This is a genomic window from Pseudoruegeria sp. SK021 (genome assembly GCF_002119405.1).
GTDB lineage: Bacteria > Pseudomonadota > Alphaproteobacteria > Rhodobacterales > Rhodobacteraceae > Meridianimarinicoccus.
On record NZ_MTBG01000018.1, the window covers coordinates 1 to 17,176 of the forward strand.

The 17,176-nt window shown below is 61.3% G+C and carries 17 protein-coding genes; 14 read left to right on the plus strand and 3 right to left on the minus strand.

Features of this window, described 5'->3' with window-relative positions; all coding sequences use genetic code 11:
- A partial coding sequence (locus BV911_RS19770) for a hypothetical protein (protein ID WP_205963851.1) occupies positions 1 to 344 on the plus strand: 344 nt, incomplete at its 5' end.
- 101 nt (positions 345 to 445) lie between these two features.
- On the opposite strand, the gene BV911_RS11760 is transcribed toward BV911_RS19770, so the two are convergent.
- Positions 446 to 1,204 (minus strand): hypothetical protein, encoded by a 759-nt coding sequence (locus BV911_RS11760; RefSeq protein WP_086053813.1) that lies wholly within the window; start codon positions 1,202 to 1,204, stop codon positions 446 to 448.
- Positions 1,205 to 1,493: 289 nt separating this feature from the next.
- Between BV911_RS11760 and BV911_RS11765 the strand changes: the two genes are divergently transcribed.
- The 4 genes from BV911_RS11765 to BV911_RS11780 all read left to right on the plus strand — a co-directional run bounded on the left by BV911_RS11765 (position 1,494) and on the right by BV911_RS11780 (position 5,523).
- Positions 1,494 to 2,903: a cytochrome ubiquinol oxidase subunit I gene (locus tag BV911_RS11765; RefSeq protein ID WP_086053814.1), complete on the plus strand. Its 1,410-nt coding sequence runs from the start codon at positions 1,494 to 1,496 to the stop codon at positions 2,901 to 2,903.
- A gap of 9 nt (positions 2,904 to 2,912) precedes the next feature.
- The gene (gene cydB, locus BV911_RS11770; RefSeq protein ID WP_086053815.1) at positions 2,913 to 3,917 is read left to right on the plus strand and encodes a cytochrome d ubiquinol oxidase subunit II; all 1,005 of its coding nucleotides are present in this window, start codon (positions 2,913 to 2,915) and stop codon (positions 3,915 to 3,917) included.
- Positions 3,917 to 4,024, plus strand: a complete 108-nt coding sequence (locus BV911_RS11775) for a DUF2474 family protein (RefSeq protein WP_086053816.1) — start codon at positions 3,917 to 3,919, stop codon at positions 4,022 to 4,024. The genes cydB and BV911_RS11775 overlap by 1 nt, the downstream gene beginning before the upstream one ends.
- A gap of 80 nt (positions 4,025 to 4,104) precedes the next feature.
- On the plus strand, positions 4,105 to 5,523 hold the full coding sequence (locus tag BV911_RS11780) for an MFS transporter (RefSeq protein ID WP_086053817.1): 1,419 nt from the start codon (positions 4,105 to 4,107) through the stop codon (positions 5,521 to 5,523).
- Positions 5,524 to 5,527: 4 nt separating this feature from the next.
- On the opposite strand, the gene BV911_RS11785 is transcribed toward BV911_RS11780, so the two are convergent.
- Positions 5,528 to 6,502, minus strand: a complete 975-nt coding sequence (locus BV911_RS11785) for a DUF6635 family protein (protein WP_086053818.1) — start codon at positions 6,500 to 6,502, stop codon at positions 5,528 to 5,530.
- A gap of 35 nt (positions 6,503 to 6,537) precedes the next feature.
- Positions 6,538 to 7,311 (minus strand): ion channel, encoded by a 774-nt coding sequence (locus BV911_RS11790; RefSeq protein WP_205963852.1) that lies wholly within the window; start codon positions 7,309 to 7,311, stop codon positions 6,538 to 6,540.
- A gap of 155 nt (positions 7,312 to 7,466) precedes the next feature.
- Here BV911_RS11790 and BV911_RS11795 point away from each other — a divergent pair, with 155 nt between their 5' ends.
- From BV911_RS11795 to BV911_RS11835, 9 genes are all read left to right on the plus strand, one after another.
- A complete protein-coding gene (locus BV911_RS11795; RefSeq protein WP_086053819.1) occupies positions 7,467 to 7,952 on the plus strand; it encodes a cytochrome c in 486 nt (161 codons plus the stop codon).
- Between the two features lie 46 nt (positions 7,953 to 7,998).
- Complete coding sequence (locus tag BV911_RS11800) at positions 7,999 to 8,886, plus strand: cytochrome c (protein ID WP_086053820.1); 888 nt, start codon at positions 7,999 to 8,001, stop codon at positions 8,884 to 8,886.
- Between the two features lie 343 nt (positions 8,887 to 9,229).
- Positions 9,230 to 10,801: an ABC transporter substrate-binding protein gene (locus tag BV911_RS11805; protein WP_371588129.1), complete on the plus strand. Its 1,572-nt coding sequence runs from the start codon at positions 9,230 to 9,232 to the stop codon at positions 10,799 to 10,801.
- A gap of 50 nt (positions 10,802 to 10,851) precedes the next feature.
- Positions 10,852 to 11,949, plus strand: a complete 1,098-nt coding sequence (locus BV911_RS11810) for a Xaa-Pro peptidase family protein (RefSeq protein ID WP_086053822.1) — start codon at positions 10,852 to 10,854, stop codon at positions 11,947 to 11,949.
- Positions 11,949 to 12,956: an ABC transporter permease subunit gene (locus BV911_RS11815; RefSeq protein ID WP_086053823.1), complete on the plus strand. Its 1,008-nt coding sequence runs from the start codon at positions 11,949 to 11,951 to the stop codon at positions 12,954 to 12,956. Before BV911_RS11810 ends, BV911_RS11815 begins: the two co-directional genes overlap by 1 nt.
- Complete coding sequence (locus BV911_RS11820; RefSeq protein ID WP_086053824.1) at positions 12,956 to 13,900, plus strand: ABC transporter permease subunit; 945 nt, start codon at positions 12,956 to 12,958, stop codon at positions 13,898 to 13,900. Before BV911_RS11815 ends, BV911_RS11820 begins: the two co-directional genes overlap by 1 nt.
- A 4-nt stretch (positions 13,901 to 13,904) precedes the next feature.
- Complete coding sequence (locus BV911_RS11825) at positions 13,905 to 15,212, plus strand: short-chain fatty acid transporter (protein ID WP_086053825.1); 1,308 nt, start codon at positions 13,905 to 13,907, stop codon at positions 15,210 to 15,212.
- A gap of 11 nt (positions 15,213 to 15,223) precedes the next feature.
- Positions 15,224 to 16,201, plus strand: coding sequence for an ABC transporter ATP-binding protein (locus BV911_RS11830; RefSeq protein ID WP_086053826.1), 978 nt, complete (start codon positions 15,224 to 15,226; stop codon positions 16,199 to 16,201).
- A complete protein-coding gene (locus BV911_RS11835; RefSeq protein ID WP_086053827.1) occupies positions 16,198 to 17,172 on the plus strand; it encodes an ABC transporter ATP-binding protein in 975 nt (324 codons plus the stop codon). The genes BV911_RS11830 and BV911_RS11835 overlap by 4 nt, the downstream gene beginning before the upstream one ends.
- Positions 17,173 to 17,176 lie beyond the last annotated feature (4 nt).

Below are 17,176 nucleotides of genomic sequence, written 5' to 3' on the forward strand. Positions count from 1 at the left end.
TCTCTTCAGATTACAAATTGTCAAACAACGTGGGGCAAAACCCCGAAAACCTCGTCAATGCAAGAGGCAAAAATTCACAGGTGGCGCTCAATAAAAGCGCTGCCCGCTCACACTCGTCTCCAACATCGCACCAGAACCAACTCGCCGCCGGTCCCGATCCCCGTCCCCAGCGCCGCAGTCTCGTTGGCGCCGTGTCCGGTGAGGGGCTGTCTAAGCAAACCCACCAACGCCCGCAACCCCTTTTTTGCAATTCAACACAATCAATCCAAATAAAATGGAAAAGTAAACAATATCAATCCGATAGAGAAATAGAAGGCATAGCAGCCAACGCAATGAAGCCCTAGGGAAACCCGCAAACACAAGAATCGCTGGTGCAAAACAAAGCCGAATCCGTCGTGGCGAAGGCCCGGTGACCCCAATTGGCTTGATCAAAGCCCCTCCGGGCTTATCCGGCTTGCACCGCCGGAACGGGCGGAAATGCTGATCGCTGGTACGCGGCCAGCCACATCTGGTCCAGCCGCGCCAATTCCCGGGCGTCGAAACCGGCTGCGGCCTCCCAATAGCGCCCCGAGGCCACAAAATAGTTCAAGCCGCGCTCTTGATCCTCGGCTGCTGTCATCGCGGCGCTGTCCGGCTCTAGGCCGCGGTCCCCTGCCCGGTTCAGCTCGGACACGCCGGCGCGGGGGAACAGCAAGCGGCTGGCGCTGCGCGACAGGTTCACACAGTGGCATCCCCGCCGGGCTGCCAGCAGGGCCAAACGCGCAGACTTGGCTTCTAGGCTTTGCAGGGTCACATCTGGGCGCAGCGGATCGGCGGCGCCGGTGCCATAAAAATGTGTCGGGCCAGTCGCCGCATATGTCATATCACAGCCGATGAAAGCCAAGACCCGTGGCCGCAAGGTCGCAAGCGCCCAGTAGCCAGCGGTAAATGCCATGGTTCCCCCGGCATAGACAAAGCCGCCAAAGGCATTTTGTGCCGGTACAAAGTCACGATAGGTCACGACCTGCTGCGCGGGGCCGAGCCGCTCTGGGCGCCGGTCAACCGGGAAGTCCTCGGGGTGGATGAGGTGCGTCCAGTCCGGGCGCACCTGCCATGCGTTGTTGATGACAACGATGGCGTCGAACTGGGCGGCATCCCAGTTCCGGCTCTCTGGCGCGTTCGGCCCACTGCCGATCACCAGTACAGACCCTGTCGCTCTGGCCATTCTGAGGTCCTCTCTTCCGGCCCAAGCTGCGCGCAAAGGTATCGCAGTCCCGGCCAAGATCAAGACGCCGGAGCATCAAACCGGTGCGCCATGCGAGCAACCATGCGACATATCGAACGAAAAACGGCGCTCACATCCCTGAAGCCAGAGAGGTTGTCATGCGTTTCCAGCATTTTAGTGCTTTCGAGTGCACCGATGGACTACGGACTGCGCGCCGTGCCGCCTTGCCATCATCCGTCAGGCCCCTAAAACTTTTGTCCTGACACACCTCTTGAGAAAGGCCGAAACGATGGACAGCCTGACCGCTGAACTTCTGGCACGGTTCCAATTCGCGTTTACCGTCTCCTTCCATATCATCTTTCCGGCGTTTTCGATTGGGCTGGCCAGTTTTCTGGCGGTGCTCAACGCGCTGTGGCTTTGGACGAAGGATGACGTCTATCTCACCCTATTCAATCACTGGAAAAAGATCTTCGCCGTGGCCTTCGGGATGGGCGTGGTGTCCGGGGTGGTCATGTCCTACCAGTTTGGCACCAACTGGGGGGTGTTCGCCGACAAGACCGGCCCGGTCCTTGGGCCGCTCATGGCTTATGAGGTATTGTCGGCCTTCTTCTTAGAGGCGGGATTTCTGGGCATCATGCTGTTTGGCCGCGAGCGTGTCGGCAACGGCCTTCATATGTTCGCCACGGCCATGGTCGCCTTCGGCACCCTGATGTCGGCGACTTGGATCCTGTCGGTCAATTCATGGATGCAGACCCCGGCGGGTTATGGCGTGAACGATCTGGGTCAGTTCGTGCCAGTGGACTGGTGGGCGGTCATCTTCAACCCGTCCTTCCCGTACCGGTTGGTGCACATGGTTCTGGCCGCCTATCTGACCACCGCGCTGGTCGTCGGTGGCGTTGGCGGCTGGCAGCTTCTGAGGGATGCGGACAACCGGGCGACCCGGCGGATGTTCTCGATGGCGATGTGGATGCTGATCTGCGTCACCCCGATTCAGATCTTTATGGGCGATGCGCACGGGCTGAACACGCTGGAGCATCAGCCCGTCAAGGTCATGGCCATGGAGGGTCATTTTGACAGCCACGATCATGGCGCGCCACTGATCCTGTTCGGCATCCCCAATCAAGACGAGCAGCGGGTCGCGTATTCCATCGCAATCCCGAAACTGTCGAGCCTGATCCTGAAACATGACCTGAACGCGCCTCTGGCCGGGCTGGACACGGTGCCGCGCGAAGATCAGCCACCAGTGGCCATCGTCTTTTTTGCCTTCCGGGTCATGGTCGGGCTTGGCTTTGCGATGCTGGGTCTGGGCCTATGGGGGTTATGGCGGCGGTATCGCGGCGCACTCTATTCAGACCGCTGGCTGCACCGTGCCGCCACCGTCATGGGTCCGGCCGGCTTCGTTGCCGTTCTGGCCGGCTGGATCACCACCGAGGTGGGCCGCCAGCCCTATACCGTCTACGGCCTGCTGCGGACCTCGGACTCGCTCGGGCCGGTGTCAGCCCCGGCCATCGCAACCTCGTTGATCGCCTTTATCGTGGTGTATTTCTTCGCCTTCGGGGCCGGGACTTATTACATCGTGAAATTGATGGGCATCCCCCCCGGACGCCGTGGTCACGGCTTGCACGAGGCGCCAATCCGGGCCGCAGGGATCACGCCCGCCCCGCAACTTGACCCCGATTTCCGCACAACGGACGAATAGGAGCCCGCCATGCCTTTTGATCTTGCGTTCATCTGGGCCGGAATCATCGCCTTCGCGGTTCTGACCTATATCATTCTTGACGGTTTCGACCTTGGCATCGGCATCCTGTTTCCGTTCGGCAAATCCGAACGGGAACGGGATGTGATGATGAATTCCGTCGCGCCGGTCTGGGACGGCAATGAAACTTGGTTGGTGCTGGGCGGCGGCGGTCTGTTTGCCGTGTTTCCGCTGGCCTATTCGGTGGTGTTGTCCGCGCTCTATATTCCGATCATCGTCATGCTTCTGGCGCTGGTCTTTCGCGGGGTGGCCTTTGAATATCGCTGGCGCACCGAACGCTGGAAACCGGTCTGGGACATCGCCTTTTTCGGTGGCTCCACCCTTGCGGCCTTCACCCAAGGCATCGCCCTTGGCGCGCTGGTGCAAGGCATTGAGGTCGCCGACCGGGCCTATGCGGGCGGCTGGTGGGACTGGTTGACGCCGTTCTCACTGATCACCGGCGTTGCAGTGGTGATCGGCTATGCCTTGCTCGGGGCCACATGGCTGGTGATGAAGATGTCGGGCGAGCTTCAGGAACGCATGCGCGCGAACGCCCGCCGCCTTGGCGCTGTCACGCTGGCCTTCATCCTGTTGGTTAGCCTGCTGACGCCGTTTCAGGACCCGGTGTATTTTCAACGCTGGTTCACGTGGCCGAGCATGGGCTTCAGCCTGCTGGTCCCCGCCTTGCTGGCACTGGGGGCATGGCAGCTGTTCACCGGCCTGTCGTCCGACCGCGAGATCGCCCCATTTCTGGCGGCGCAATCGCTGTTCGTGGTCAGCTTCATTGGCATCGGCATCAGCTTCTATCCGCAGATGGTGCCGCCGTCGCTGTCGATCTGGGACGTGGCCGCGCCGGATGAAAGTCTGGCCTTCACCCTTGTGGGAACGGTGGTTCTGGTGCCGCTGATTTTGGCCTATACCGCCTATGCCTATTGGGTCTTTCGCGGCAAGACCGATCCCGACAAGGGCTATCACTGATGCGGACCCGCAACCGGATGGCGCAGATCGCGTGGTTCGTCGGCATCTGGCTGGCCAGTGTCGCGATCCTTGCCGTTGTGGCCTATGGCATCAAGCTGATGCTGTAGGATCACGCGGCACGGCCCTTTCCACCGCCGCGCAATGGTCTAAAGTGGCCGCCTGACACGTCTCTTTGGCCAGAATACCCATGTCCACGCTGCATCCCCATACCCGCCATGTTGCCTTGCTGGTGGCGATGGTCTTTTTCATGCAACTGCTCAACAGTTCCATGGTGCTGACCTCGTTGCCGCAGATCGCCGAGGCCTTCGGGGTCGCGCCGCTGGACGTCAGCCTTGGGGTCGCCATCTACACCATTGCCATGGCGACCTTCGTGCCGTTTGCGGGCTGGTTGGCGGATCAGATCGGCGCGCGCCGGGTGTTCGGCACCGCCATATTGATTTTCTGCGCCACATCGATTGCCTGTGGCCTATCCCAATCCCTGACCGCCTTTGTGGTGGCCCGCGCGTTACAAGGCATTGCCAGCGCGATGATCACACCGGTGGGCCGGATCGTCGTTCTGAACAAGGCCAGCAAATCGGAATTGCTGGATGCAACCGCGCTGGTCACGTGGCCCGCCCTCTTCGCCCCGGTCATTGGCCCGGTGCTGGGCGGGGCCATCACCACCTATGCCTCATGGCGGTGGAATTTCTTTATCAATGTCCCAATCGGCCTGCTCGCACTGGTCATCGTGCCCCGACTGCTGAGCAATGACCCACCTGCGACGCGGCGGCGGTTCGATATTCCCGGGTTTCTGCTGATCGGCGGCGGTCTCTGCGGCACCCTGATTGGCCTGCAATTGTTTGCGACCCTTGATGGCGACCCCCTGATTGCCACCGGGGTGACCCTGACCGGTGCCGCCCTATGCGCGCTGGCCATCCGACATTTCCACCGTACGCCCGCGCCCCTGCTGGGGATCGGCCCGTTTGCCACCGCAACCTTCCGCCATGCCGCGATCCATGGCGGGCTGGCTTTTCGCACCATCACCGCCGCAATGCCCTTTTTGCTGCCACTGTATTTCCAAATCGCGTTTGGGCTAAGCCCGGTCGCGGCCGGGTCGCTTATTCTGGTCTATTTTCTCGGCAATCTCGGCATGAAGGCCGTCACCTCGCCGCTGCTGCGCCGGTTCGGCTTTCGGACGGTATTGGTGCTAAACGGCATCGTTGGATCGGCCTCAATCGCGGGCTGTGCCCTGCTGTCACCAGTCACGCCCAGCCCGCTGGTGATGGCGGTGCTGTTGCTGGCTGGTCTGACCCGGTCGATGCAGTTCACCGCCCTGAACACGCTGGCCTTCGCCGACATCGGGCCCGAACACCGCAGCGCTGGCGCAACTTGGATGGCGCTGCTGCAACAGGTCTCTATGTCCATGGGCATCGTCATTGGCACTGCTGTGATTGAGACAGCCCGTCTATTGCATGGCGGCAACCAGCTTAGCCTTGCCGATTTTCATCTGACCTTTGTGGTGCTGGCCGTCGTGGCGCTGGTGGCGTCACTGTCGTTCCAACGGCTGTCGCTGACCGCCGGATCGGACGTTTCCGGTCATGGCGTCAAGGCCGCGCCGAACGCTTAAGGCCTCAGCCCCGGAACAGTCGCGTTGCCCCGACCCCGGCATCAGCAAGATCCACCAACCGGGCCAAAAAATGCTCGCGCGCGGTAAAGCTTTTGCGGTCCGGACCGGTGAATTCAGCCTCAAGCACGTCGATCAGACGCAACAAGCGCCGCCGGTGGGTGCCGGTCCAGACCTGTACCGGATCGGCCAGCACGCCAGCAAAGGCCGCCACCACCGACCCCAGCAGCACCAGAACCGCAATCGCCCCCCCGGTCATCCAGACCGGCGGATGCGCCGGAAAGGCATCGTACCATAGCGCCCCAAGCCCCGCGCCCAGTGGGAATCCGGCAATCGCCGCATTCTGCGCCAAAATGGCGGCAATGGCAGGCGCGAACGACACCACCCCGGGCGTCACTGTCTTCAGGACCACCGCACCAGTGCTGAGCGTGCCCAACGCCGTGGTCATCTCCGCCACCGCCGACCGTGTCCCAGTATATTCGGTCACCGACCGGGCCATGCGCTGCCCTGCTGCCTCTGAGAGCGGGTCGGTCTCTGATTGGTTCAACAGCGCTCGGATTTGCGGGGCCGCCAACACGGTCTCCGCCAAGGCGTTGCGCCGCGTCCGTTGTGGGCCATCCGGCCACGGCAATTCCAGCAGATCGACCACGATCAGGGCCTCGACCGCGCGCGCCACATCGGTTGGCAACAAGATTGTCCGCCCCGCCAGCCACGCCGCCACCCGCCGCAGCCCCAGCTTGCCCGCCAGAAGCCCTGCCAACCGGCTCAGCACCAGAACTGGCGACAGCAGCACATTCAGCGGTGCGCGCAGGATATCAAAGCCAAAGGCGGCACTATGCAGCCGAAGACTGCCACGCAGCCCGAAATGCGTCGCCACAAAGCCATCCACCCGCGCCCGCCTGCTGTCGAAATACGTGCGCGCCGCCACAATCATCGCGGCGTCGGCCTCGGCTACGGTTGGGTCTGTCGGCTCAAGGGTCATGGGGTTCCCGTTTCAGGGCACCTGCCCTCACCTCGTCAAATGGTGCCTTCCGTTTCGATCGCCAAGGGTTCACCGCAATGCTTGCAATGAACCGCATCGGAATCGTGCAACAGCAGGCCACATTCGGGGCACCGATACCGCACCTTGGTCGGACGGAACAGCACCTGTGCCAAACGCAGAAACAAGGTCACCCCCACGATCATTACTGCCACCGACAGCATCCGCCCGCCGGTCCCCGACAAAGTAATGTCGCCGAAGCCGGTGGTGGTCAGGGTCGTCACAGTAAAATACAGCGCATCGGCATAGTTGCCGATATCCGGATTGTCCTTTTGCTGGGTGACATAGATCAGACCGGTCATCACGAACAGGAAGACCAGCAGATTGATCGCCGCCGTCAGCACCTCTTCGTTGCGCCGGAAAAAGCGGAAATCTGCCCGCAACCGGGTCAGCAACTGATAGGTGCGCAACAGGCGCAAGGTCCGCAGAATGCGCAAGAAGCCAAAGCCTTCTCCGGCCACCGGCAACAGGAATGATGCAATGGCGACGATATCGGCGATCGTCGTCGGATGGGCCAAAAAGCGCAGTCGGGACCGGCTAATCGCCAACCGAGCGCTGAAATCCAACAGGATCACGGCGCCGACCACGGCATCAATGATTTCAGTAAACCGCGAGGGCGCCAAAAAGGACGTGACGATCACGAAAATCACCGTCACCAGATCAAAGAACAACAAGCCATAACGAAATCGATGTGCCCGGTCGCCGTGGCCCTCATACAGGTCATGCAGGGTCGTCATCAGGGATTTAATCATCACTTGCCTCGTTTCGCGCAGCATCGCAGATTACAAGACCTGCGCCATCCTCAGATCACACCGCAATAACAGAAGCGTGATCATGGAAAAGTCATTTGGACCAAACGCCACAGTCTTCTAGACTCAGGGGTACAACGTTTGAACCGGAGATTCTGATGAAATTCGCATGTTTAACCTCGACGATCGCATCCTTGGCCATCATTTGCATTGGCGCGTCCGCCAGCGCGCAAGAGGCCCTGACCGACAAGCAGCTTGCTTCCGCCGTCGCGGCCCGGCAGGCGCATATGGACCTGAACGGGTTCAACCTTGGCATTCTCGGCGCTATGGCCAAGACCGAAGTGCCCTATGACGCCGCCGTGGCCTCGGCCGCCGCAGACAATCTGGTCGCGCTGGCCACTGGGATCAACCAGTCCGCCTATTGGGTCGAAGGCAGCGCCGCCGGAAGCGTCGAAGGCAGCCGCGCCCTGCCGGCGATCTGGGAAGATATGGCAGCCTTCGAAGCCGTCGAGGCCAAGTTTGCAGAGGCGACTCTGGCCATGCAACCGGCCGCCGGGGAAAGCCTAGAGGCCCTGCAAGCCCAGATGGGTGTCGTCGGACAGACCTGCAACGAATGCCACAAGACCTTCCGCCAGTCGCGGTAATGTTCATGATCGCCAGCCCCATCCGCACCGTGGTCACGGAGACGACATGAAACGTGGCCTTTTGTTGTGCCTTGGCCTGACGGTCACAGGCCTCGCGGCGGGGTGGGCTTTGACCCGTCCCGCCCGCATCGACCCCGACGTGATCGGGCAGTTGCAGCCAGATCCCGACAATGGCGCCTTGGTTTTTGCGGCGATGGGCTGCGCCTCGTGCCACGCGGCCCCCGAGGATGGCGTGGACGGCGAATTGCCAGGTGGCAAGATTTTTGCCACGGAATTTGGCAGTTTCAGCGCCCCGAATATCTCGCCCGATCCAGAATTTGGCATCGGCAACTGGAGCGATCCCGACATTGCCAATGCCGTATTGCATGGCACGTCGCCAGAGGGGCAGCATTATTACCCCGCGTTTCCCTATACCGCCTATCAAAACGCGGCACCGCAGGACATCGTCGACCTGATCGCGCATTTGCGCAGCCTGCCGCCGATGTCGACCCCAAGCCAGCCGCACGATCTGGCTTTCCCGTTCAACATCCGCGCCCTGATGGGGCCATGGAAATTGCTGTTCGCGCAGCCGGGATGGGTGGTGGAGACTGACCTGACCGCCGAAGAGGCCCGGGGCCGCTATCTGGTCGAAGCGCTTGGCCATTGCGGTGAGTGTCATACCCCGCGCAACCTGCTGGGCGGGCTAGAGCGGGATCAATGGCTGACCGGCGCCGCCAACCCGTCAGGGACCGGCCATATTCCGGGCATCACGTCGGACACCCTCGACTGGTCCGAAAGCGATCTGGCCTATTTTCTGACCAGCGGCTTCACGCCTGACTTTGATACTGCGGGCGGGTCCATGGTGGAGGTGATCGAAAATCTGGCAAAACTGCCCGAGGACGATGTGGCCGCCATCGCCGCGTATTTGAAATCTGTTCCCGGCAAATCTCAGTAAGTTAACGATGCGTCAGACGCCTTTTGTCTTGACGTGTCAGAAGAAATTGAAATGGTTGTCACCGGGCCTCACGGGCTTGGCAACGGCATACCTGCATCGGATTCCTCTGATGGCCCAAGGAAAGACCGAGCAGGTTTGTGCCGACCTGACTGACTACACAACGAATGGAGGACCGCCAAGACGCGCCCCCGCCTGATACCGGCGGGTCAGCCAAGCCGACAACCCGAGCCCAAAAAAACAGCATCCGGCCAGCGGCAACCCCGCGAACGAGAATGCGGTGCCGGTCACGAATTAAGACGTCCAAAAAGGGGAACATATAATGAATTTGAGATCACGCTTTGCCATGGCAGCAGCCGCCTTGGCGCTAAGCGCCGGCGCGGCCAGCGCGGCAGGAACGTTTGTCTATTGCTCTGAAGGATCACCCGAGGGGTTCGATCCCGCGCTTTACACATCCGGCACCACCTTCGACGCATCGTCGAAATCGGTCTACAATCGCCTGATGCAGTTCGACACCGGCACCACCAATGTGGTGCCCGGACTTGCCGAAAGTTATGACGTGTCCGAGGACGGCAAGGAATACACCTTCCATCTACGTCAAGGCGTCAAGTTTCATTCCAACGACCAGTTCACGCCAACCCGCGACTTCAACGCCGATGACGTGATTTTCAGTTTCGAACGTCAGCGTCTGGACGATCACCCCTATAACGCAGTGTCCGGCGGCACGTGGGAATATTTCGAAGGCATGTCGATGCCTGACTTGATCGAGTCGATCGAGAAAGTGGACGATCATACCGTCAAATTCGTGCTGACCCGCCCCGAAGCGCCGTTCGTCGCCAATATGGCGATGGATTTCGCGTCGATCCTGAGTGCGGAATATGCCGAGGCGATGATGGACGCCGGCACGCCCGAGATGCTGAACCAAGCGCCGATTGGCACCGGGCCGTTCCAGTTTTTGGCCTATCAGAAAGATGCGGTGATCCGCTACACTACCAATCAGGACTATTGGGCCGAGCCGTCGTCGCTGGACAACCTGATTTTTGCGATCACGCCTGATGCCTCGGTTCGCTATCAAAAGCTGAAAGCTGGCGAATGTCATCTGATGCCCTACCCCAACCCGGCTGACATCGAAGCGATGAAATCCGACCCCGACGTCAACATGATGCAGCAAGAGGGCCTGAACGTCGGCTATCTGGCTTACAACACCACCGTCGCGCCTTACGACAACCCGAAGGTGCGCAAAGCCCTGAACATGGCCATCGACAAGCAGGCGATCATCGATGTGGTGTTCCAAGGCTCTGGTGAGATCGCCAAGAACCCGATGCCGCCGACGATGTGGGGGTATAACGACGCCATTGAGGATGATCCGTTTGATCCCGAAGCCGCCAAAGCGATGCTGGAGGCCGAAGGCGTCACCGATCTGGAGATGAAGATCTGGGCGATGCCGGTACAGCGCCCCTACAACCCCAATGCCCGACGCATGGCGGAACTGATGCAAGCCGACTTCGCCAATATCGGGGTCGATGTCGAAATCGTCTCGTATGAATGGGGCGAATATCTGGCCCGCTCGCGCGAGATGAACCGCGATGGGGCGATCCTGCTGGGATGGACCGGGGACAATGGCGATCCCGACAACTTCCTTGCCGTGCTGCTGGGATGCGATGCGCGCGAAAACTCCAACCGCGCGCAGTGGTGCTATGAGCCGTTCGAAGACCTGATCCAAGAAGCCAAAGTGGTGACCGATCCGGCTGAACGGACGGCACTTTATGAAGAGGCACAGGTTGTCTTCAAGGATCAGGCCCCGTGGGCAACCATCGCCCATTCGGTCGTGTTCGTCCCGATGAGCCCGAAGGTCCAGAACTTCAAGATCGATCCGCTGGGTGGCTTCATCTTCGACGGTGTCTCACTGGCTGATTAATCGCTTGGTCCGGGGCCTTCCGGGGCCCCGGACCTCTCAGGAGGGAAAAGATGACAGACCGTTTTGCCGACCTGCGGCAGGTTGCCAGCACTCTTGGGGTCGACGCCGTCGCGCTGGTTCCCGGCCCAAACTTTACCCGCGCGATGGGGCAAAGCTTCATGAGCCACGAACGCCCCTTTCTGGTGGTGATCCCGGTCGACGGCCCCCCCGCCGCAATCGTGCCCAATCTGGAACTTCAGTCGTGGTCGCAAATCGGGTTTGACGGCGAGGTGTTCGATTGGCGCGATCAGGATGGCTATAGCGCCGCCTTTACCGCTTTGGCCCGACACTTTCCTCTGCAATCCTTGGCCGTAGAAGGTCAGGTGATGCGGGTTTTCGTGCATCACGCCTTAACTTCTGCCCTGCCCGGCCTGCGTGTCATTGATGGCGAAGCGGCGATTTCGGGGCTGCGCACGATCAAAACCGCCGACGACATTGCCCGGTTACAAACCGCAATCGATTTGTCCGAGCGGGCCTTGGCCCGAACGCTGGATCAGGTCCGCATCGGCCAGACGGAAAAACATATTGAAACGCTGCTGGTCCAAGCGCTGTTCGCCGAAGGGGCCGAGGATCTGTCCTTTGGTCCCATCGTCGCGGCGGGCGATGGATCGGCACGGCCCCATGCTCATGCCCGCGCCGATTACGCCGTGGCGTCTGGCGATGCGCTGCTCTTTGACTTTGGCGGTCGTGCGGGCGGGTTTGCCGCCGACATCACCCGGACAGTTTTTATCGGCCACGCCAGCGACCGTGGCCAAGCCGTCTATGAGACGGTGCTGCAAGCCAATCTGGCAGGCCAAGCCATTGCTGCCCCCGGCGTCACCGCGCATCAGATCGACGATGCCGTCACTGGCGTGCTGGAACGATCCCCCTTTGCTGACCGCATTCGGCATAAAACCGGTCATGGGCTGGGCCGAGATGTGCATGAGGCGCCGCAGATCATGCGCGGCAATCACACCGCAATGCAGCCCGGCATGGTGTTTACCGACGAGCCGGGCCTCTACAAAATCGGGGACTTCGGCGTGCGCATCGAAGATGACCTGCTCATCACTGAAACCGGGTGCCGGTCGCTGACAAGCTTTCCGCGCGACCTGACGATTGTGGGGCGCTGATGCTGAAATATATGCTGGCACGGCTGGTGACGTTTCTGCCCACCTTTATCGGGGTCACCTTAATCTCGTTCGCCTTCATCCGGGTCCTGCCCGGCGATCCGATCATCGTCATGGCCGGCGAGCGCGGCATGACCACCGAACGCTATGAGGCCCTGACGAAGGAATACGGCTTCGATCAACCGCTGCTGGCGCAGTATTGGGATTATTTGACCGGCGTGGTGCAGGGCGATCTTGGGGTGTCCTATGTCACCAAACGCCCGGTCTGGGACGAATTTTTCACCTTATTCCCCGCCACGTTGGAACTGTCGATCTGCGCCATGGGCTTTGCCTTGCTTCTGGGTCTTCCAGCCGGAGTGATCGCGGCAGTCAACCGGGGCAAGGTCTTTGATCGCACCCTGATGTCCACCGCGCTGGTCGGCTATTCGATGCCGATCTTCTGGTGGGCGCTGCTGCTGATCATCGTATTTTCCGGCAATCTGGGCTGGACGCCGGTGTCGGGTCGCATCGACTTGTTGTATTACTTCCCCGATGTCACCGGCTTCATGCTGATCGACAGCGCGTTGTCGGGGCAAAAAGGGGCGTTCACTTCCGCAGTGCGGCACCTGATCCTTCCCACCATCGTGCTGGGCACCATCCCACTGGCGGTGATCGCCCGGCAGACCCGCTCTGCCATGCTGGAAGTGCTGAGCGAAGATTATATCCGCACCGCCCGCGCCAAAGGATTGTCGCCGTTCCGGGTCAACGGGCTGCACGCGCTGCGCAACGCCCTGATCCCGGTCATCACCGTGATCGGCCTGTCGGTCGGCACCCTGCTGGCCGGGGCGATCCTGACGGAAACCATCTTCAGTTGGCCGGGGATCGGCAAGTGGATGATCGATAGCATTTTCCGCCGCGATTACCCGGTGGTGCAAGGCGGTCTGCTGCTGATTGCCGTGATGGTCATGATCGTCAATCTGACCGTCGACATGCTTTACGGCTTCATCAACCCCAAGATCAGGAAGCGCTGATGACCGAGATTGCATCCAGATCGGGGGACGCGCCCCTGCCAGACCCCTTGCCCGAGGGCGGCATCGACCCGGTTTTGGCCCGGCCCGGCGGGTTGCGGGAATTTTGGTATTACTTCCGCGAGAACCGGGGCGCGGTGTTCGGGTTCTATGCCTTTTTGGTGTTCGCTTTCGTCGCCGCTTTTGCCCCGCTGATCGCACCCTATGATCCGACCGAACAGTTTCGGGACCACATCCTGCAACCGCCATTTTGGCAAGACGGCGGCAGTTGGTCCTTTCCATTGGGCACGGATCCTTTGGGCCGAGATATGCTGTCACGCCTATTAAACGGCGCCCGATATTCCTTTTTCGTCGGGATTGTCGTGGTCACCATCGCCGCGTCTGGCGGTATTCTGGTTGGGCTGATCGCCGGGTTCGCGCCGAAATGGGTCGACACGATCATCATGCGGATCATGGACATCATTCTGGCCTTCCCCTCCTTGCTGCTGGCACTGGTGCTGGTGGCGATCCTTGGCCCGTCTTTGACCAACGCAATGATCGCCATCGCCATCGTGCTGCAACCGCATTACGTGCGGCTGACCCGGGCGTCGGTGTTGGGCGAGCGGTCCAAGGACTATGTGACCTCGGCCCGGGTGGCCGGGGCTGGTCTGCGCCGCCTGATGTTTGTCACCGTGCTGCCAAACTGCCTTGCCCCGATTATCGTGCAGGCGGCCCTGTCGTTTTCGACGGCCATCCTTGATGCCGCAGCCCTTGGCTTTCTGGGCATGGGCGCACAGCCGCCCACCCCGGAATGGGGAACCATGCTGGCCGAGGCGCGCGAATTCATCCTGCGCGCGTGGTGGGTGGTGACGTTCCCCGGGCTGGCGATCCTGATCACGGTCTTGGCGATCAACCTGATGGGCGACGGGCTGCGCGACGCCCTCGACCCGAAACTGAAACGGAGCTGAGCGCATGCTGAACCTGTTGTCCCGCCCTCTTGTCCGGGTTGTCGACCGATATCTGCCTGACCCCTATGTGCTGGTGCTGATCCTGACCATCGTGGTGATGGCTGCCGCGATGCTGGTCGAAGGCCACGGCCCCGGCGCGGTGATCGAGATGTGGGGCGACGGGTTCTGGTCGCTGCTGCAATTTTCCATGCAGATGCTGCTGGTGCTGGTGGCAGGCTTCATGATGGCCTCGACCCCGGTGGTGCGCCGGGCGTTGGCGATGCTGGCCACCAAGGCCAAGTCGCCGTCCTCGGCCATCGTCATGGTGACGCTGATTTCCTTGGCGGCCAGTTGGATCAACTGGGGCTTCGGCTTGGTCGTTGGCGCGCTGTTCGCCAAGGAATTGGCCCGACTGGTCCGGGTCGATTATCGCCTGCTAGTTGCCTCGGCCTATTCCGGCTTTCTGGTCTGGCACGGCGGTCTGGCCGGGTCGATCCCGCTGTCGGTCGCCACACCGGGGCATCCGTTTGAAAGTCTGATTGGCGTCATCAGCACCACCGACTCAACGTTTTCCTTCTACAACATGGCCATCGTGATCGCCTTGTTCATCGCCGTGCCACTGGTCAACCGCGCCATGCTGCCCTCTGAGGCCGACTCGGTCTATGTCGATCCGGCCAAACTGGGCGACGAGACGGTAAAAGACACCAAACCCGAACGCCCCGCCGAATGGCTGGAAACCACGCCCTATCTGTCTTGGGTGATCGGCGTTGCCGGGCTGTACTGGCTGGCCAGTTATTTCTTCGGCGGCGGATCACTGTCGCTGAACGTGGTGAACTTCCTGTTCCTGACGCTGGCAATCTTGCTGCACGGCACGCCCCGCCGGTTGCTGGACAGTTTGGCCGAAGGCATCGGCGGCGCGGCGGGCATCGTCATCCAGTTTCCGTTCTATGCCGGGATCATGGGGATCATGGTCGCCTCAGGCTTGGCCGCCACCATTTCGGACGCCATGGTGTCTCTGGCCACCGAACGCACTTTTCCGTTCTGGACCTTTCTTTCGGCCGGGATCGTCAATTTCTTCGTGCCCTCGGGCGGCGGACAATGGGCGGTGCAGGCCCCCGTGGTGCTGCCAGCCGCGCTGGAACTGGGGGTTGATCCGGCCCGCGCCGCAATGGCCGTGGCATGGGGCGACGCTTGGACCAACATGATCCAGCCGTTCTGGGCCCTGCCCATTTTGGGGATCGCCGGATTGCGCGCCAAGGACATCATGGGGTTTTGCGTGATGCACCTGCTGATCGGCGGCGCGATCATCGCAATCGGACTGACCTTTCTTTAGGAGCACCCGCCATGGCCCTGCTGACCATTCGTAATCTTTCGGTCGAATTCGTCACCTCGGGAGGGGCTTTTCGCGCCGTGGACGGGATTGATCTGACCGTCGATGCCGGCGAGGTTCTGGCCGTGGTGGGCGAAAGCGGGTCGGGTAAGTCGGTCTCGATGCTCGCACTGATGGGGCTGTTGCCTTGGACAGCCACCATCACCGCTGATGAGTTGTCCTTTGGCGGGCGCGACCTGCGCAAGATCACCGCCAAAGAACGCCGGGGCATCGTCGGCAAGGATATCGCGATGATCTTTCAAGAACCGATGTCCTCGCTGAACCCCTGCTTCACCGTCGGCTTCCAGATCAAGGAAACCCTGCGCCTGCATCTTGGGATGGACCGGGCCGCGCGCAATGCCCGGGCGCTGGAACTGTTTGAACAGGTCGGCATTGCCGCCCCCGAAAAGCGCCTGAACGCCTTTCCGCACCAGTTGTCGGGGGGGATGAACCAGCGGGTGATGATCGCCATGGCGATCGCCTGCAAGCCGAAGCTTTTGATCGCGGACGAACCGACCACCGCCCTTGATGTCACGATTCAGGCGCAAATTTTGGACCTTCTGGTCGGGCTGCGCGAGGAAACCGGCATGGGGCTGATCCTGATCACCCATGACATGGGCGTGGTGGCCGAAACCGCCGAGCGGGTCAGCGTCAACTACGCCGGGCAAAAGGTCGAAGAACAGCCGGTGCGCGCCCTGTTCCGCACGCCGCACCACCCCTATACCGCAGCCCTGCTGGACGCCTTGCCCGAACGGGCCAGCAGCCGCCTGTTGCCGACCATTCCCGGGGTCGTTCCGGGGCAGTATGACCGCCCGAAAGGCTGCCTCTTTGCGCCGCGATGCAAATACGCCGATGCCCTGTGCGTCAGCACGCCGCCGGTGCCGCAGCCCGACAGCTTGGGTCAGGCCCGCTGCCATTATCCTCTGAACAGCGATGAAAGGCTGGCCTCATGACCGCCCCCCTCGCCCCGGTTGCTCCGGTCGCATCTGCCGAAAAACTCAGCCGCTTCTATGAGGTCAAGGACGGCGTCTTTGGCAAACCCCAGACTGTGCGCGCCCTGTCTGAGGTAGATTTTAGCCTGAGCCCCGGCAAGACGCTGGCCGTGGTCGGCGAATCCGGCTGCGGCAAGTCCACCCTCGCCCGGGTAGTCACCCTGATCGAACCCCCAACCTCGGGCCGGTTGACCCTGAACGGCACCGAGGCCGTCCCCGAAGCCTGGGCCGATCTACGCACCGATGTGCAAATTGTGTTTCAGGATCCCTATGGCTCGCTGAACCCGCGCCAGCGTGTGGGCGCCATCTTGGAAGAGCCGCTGATCATCAACCGGCCCGATCTGTCCGCCGCAGACCGGCAATCCCAAGCCCGCGAGATGTTGAAGCTGGTTGGCCTCAGGGTCGAGCATTTCGACCGCTATCCGCATATGTTCTCAGGCGGTCAACGGCAGCGCATTGCGGTGGCGCGCGCCTTGATGCTGAACCCAAAAGTTCTGGTTCTGGACGAGCCGGTTTCGGCGCTGGACCTGTCGATCCAGAGTCAGATCCTGAACCTGCTGGTGGATTTGCAGGATCGTCTTGGGCTGGCCTATCTGTTCATCAGTCACGATCTGTCGGTGGTGCGGCACATGGCCGATGACGTCATTGTCATGTATTTGGGCCGCGCCGTGGAAACCGCGCCAAAGGATGCGCTGTTTGCAGGGCCGAAGCACCCCTATACCAAAGCGTTGCTGTCTGCGACGCCCCGCGCCGATCCCGAAGCCGCCAAAACCCGGATCAAGCTGAAAGGCGAATTGCCGTCGCCTTTGGCCACGATCACCGGATGCCCGTTCGCGCCGCGGTGCTGGAAAGTGCAGGACCGTTGCCGCAGCGAACTGCCCCTGCTCATGGGCGACACCCACCGCGCGGCCTGTTTCTTTCCTGAAGCCTGACCTG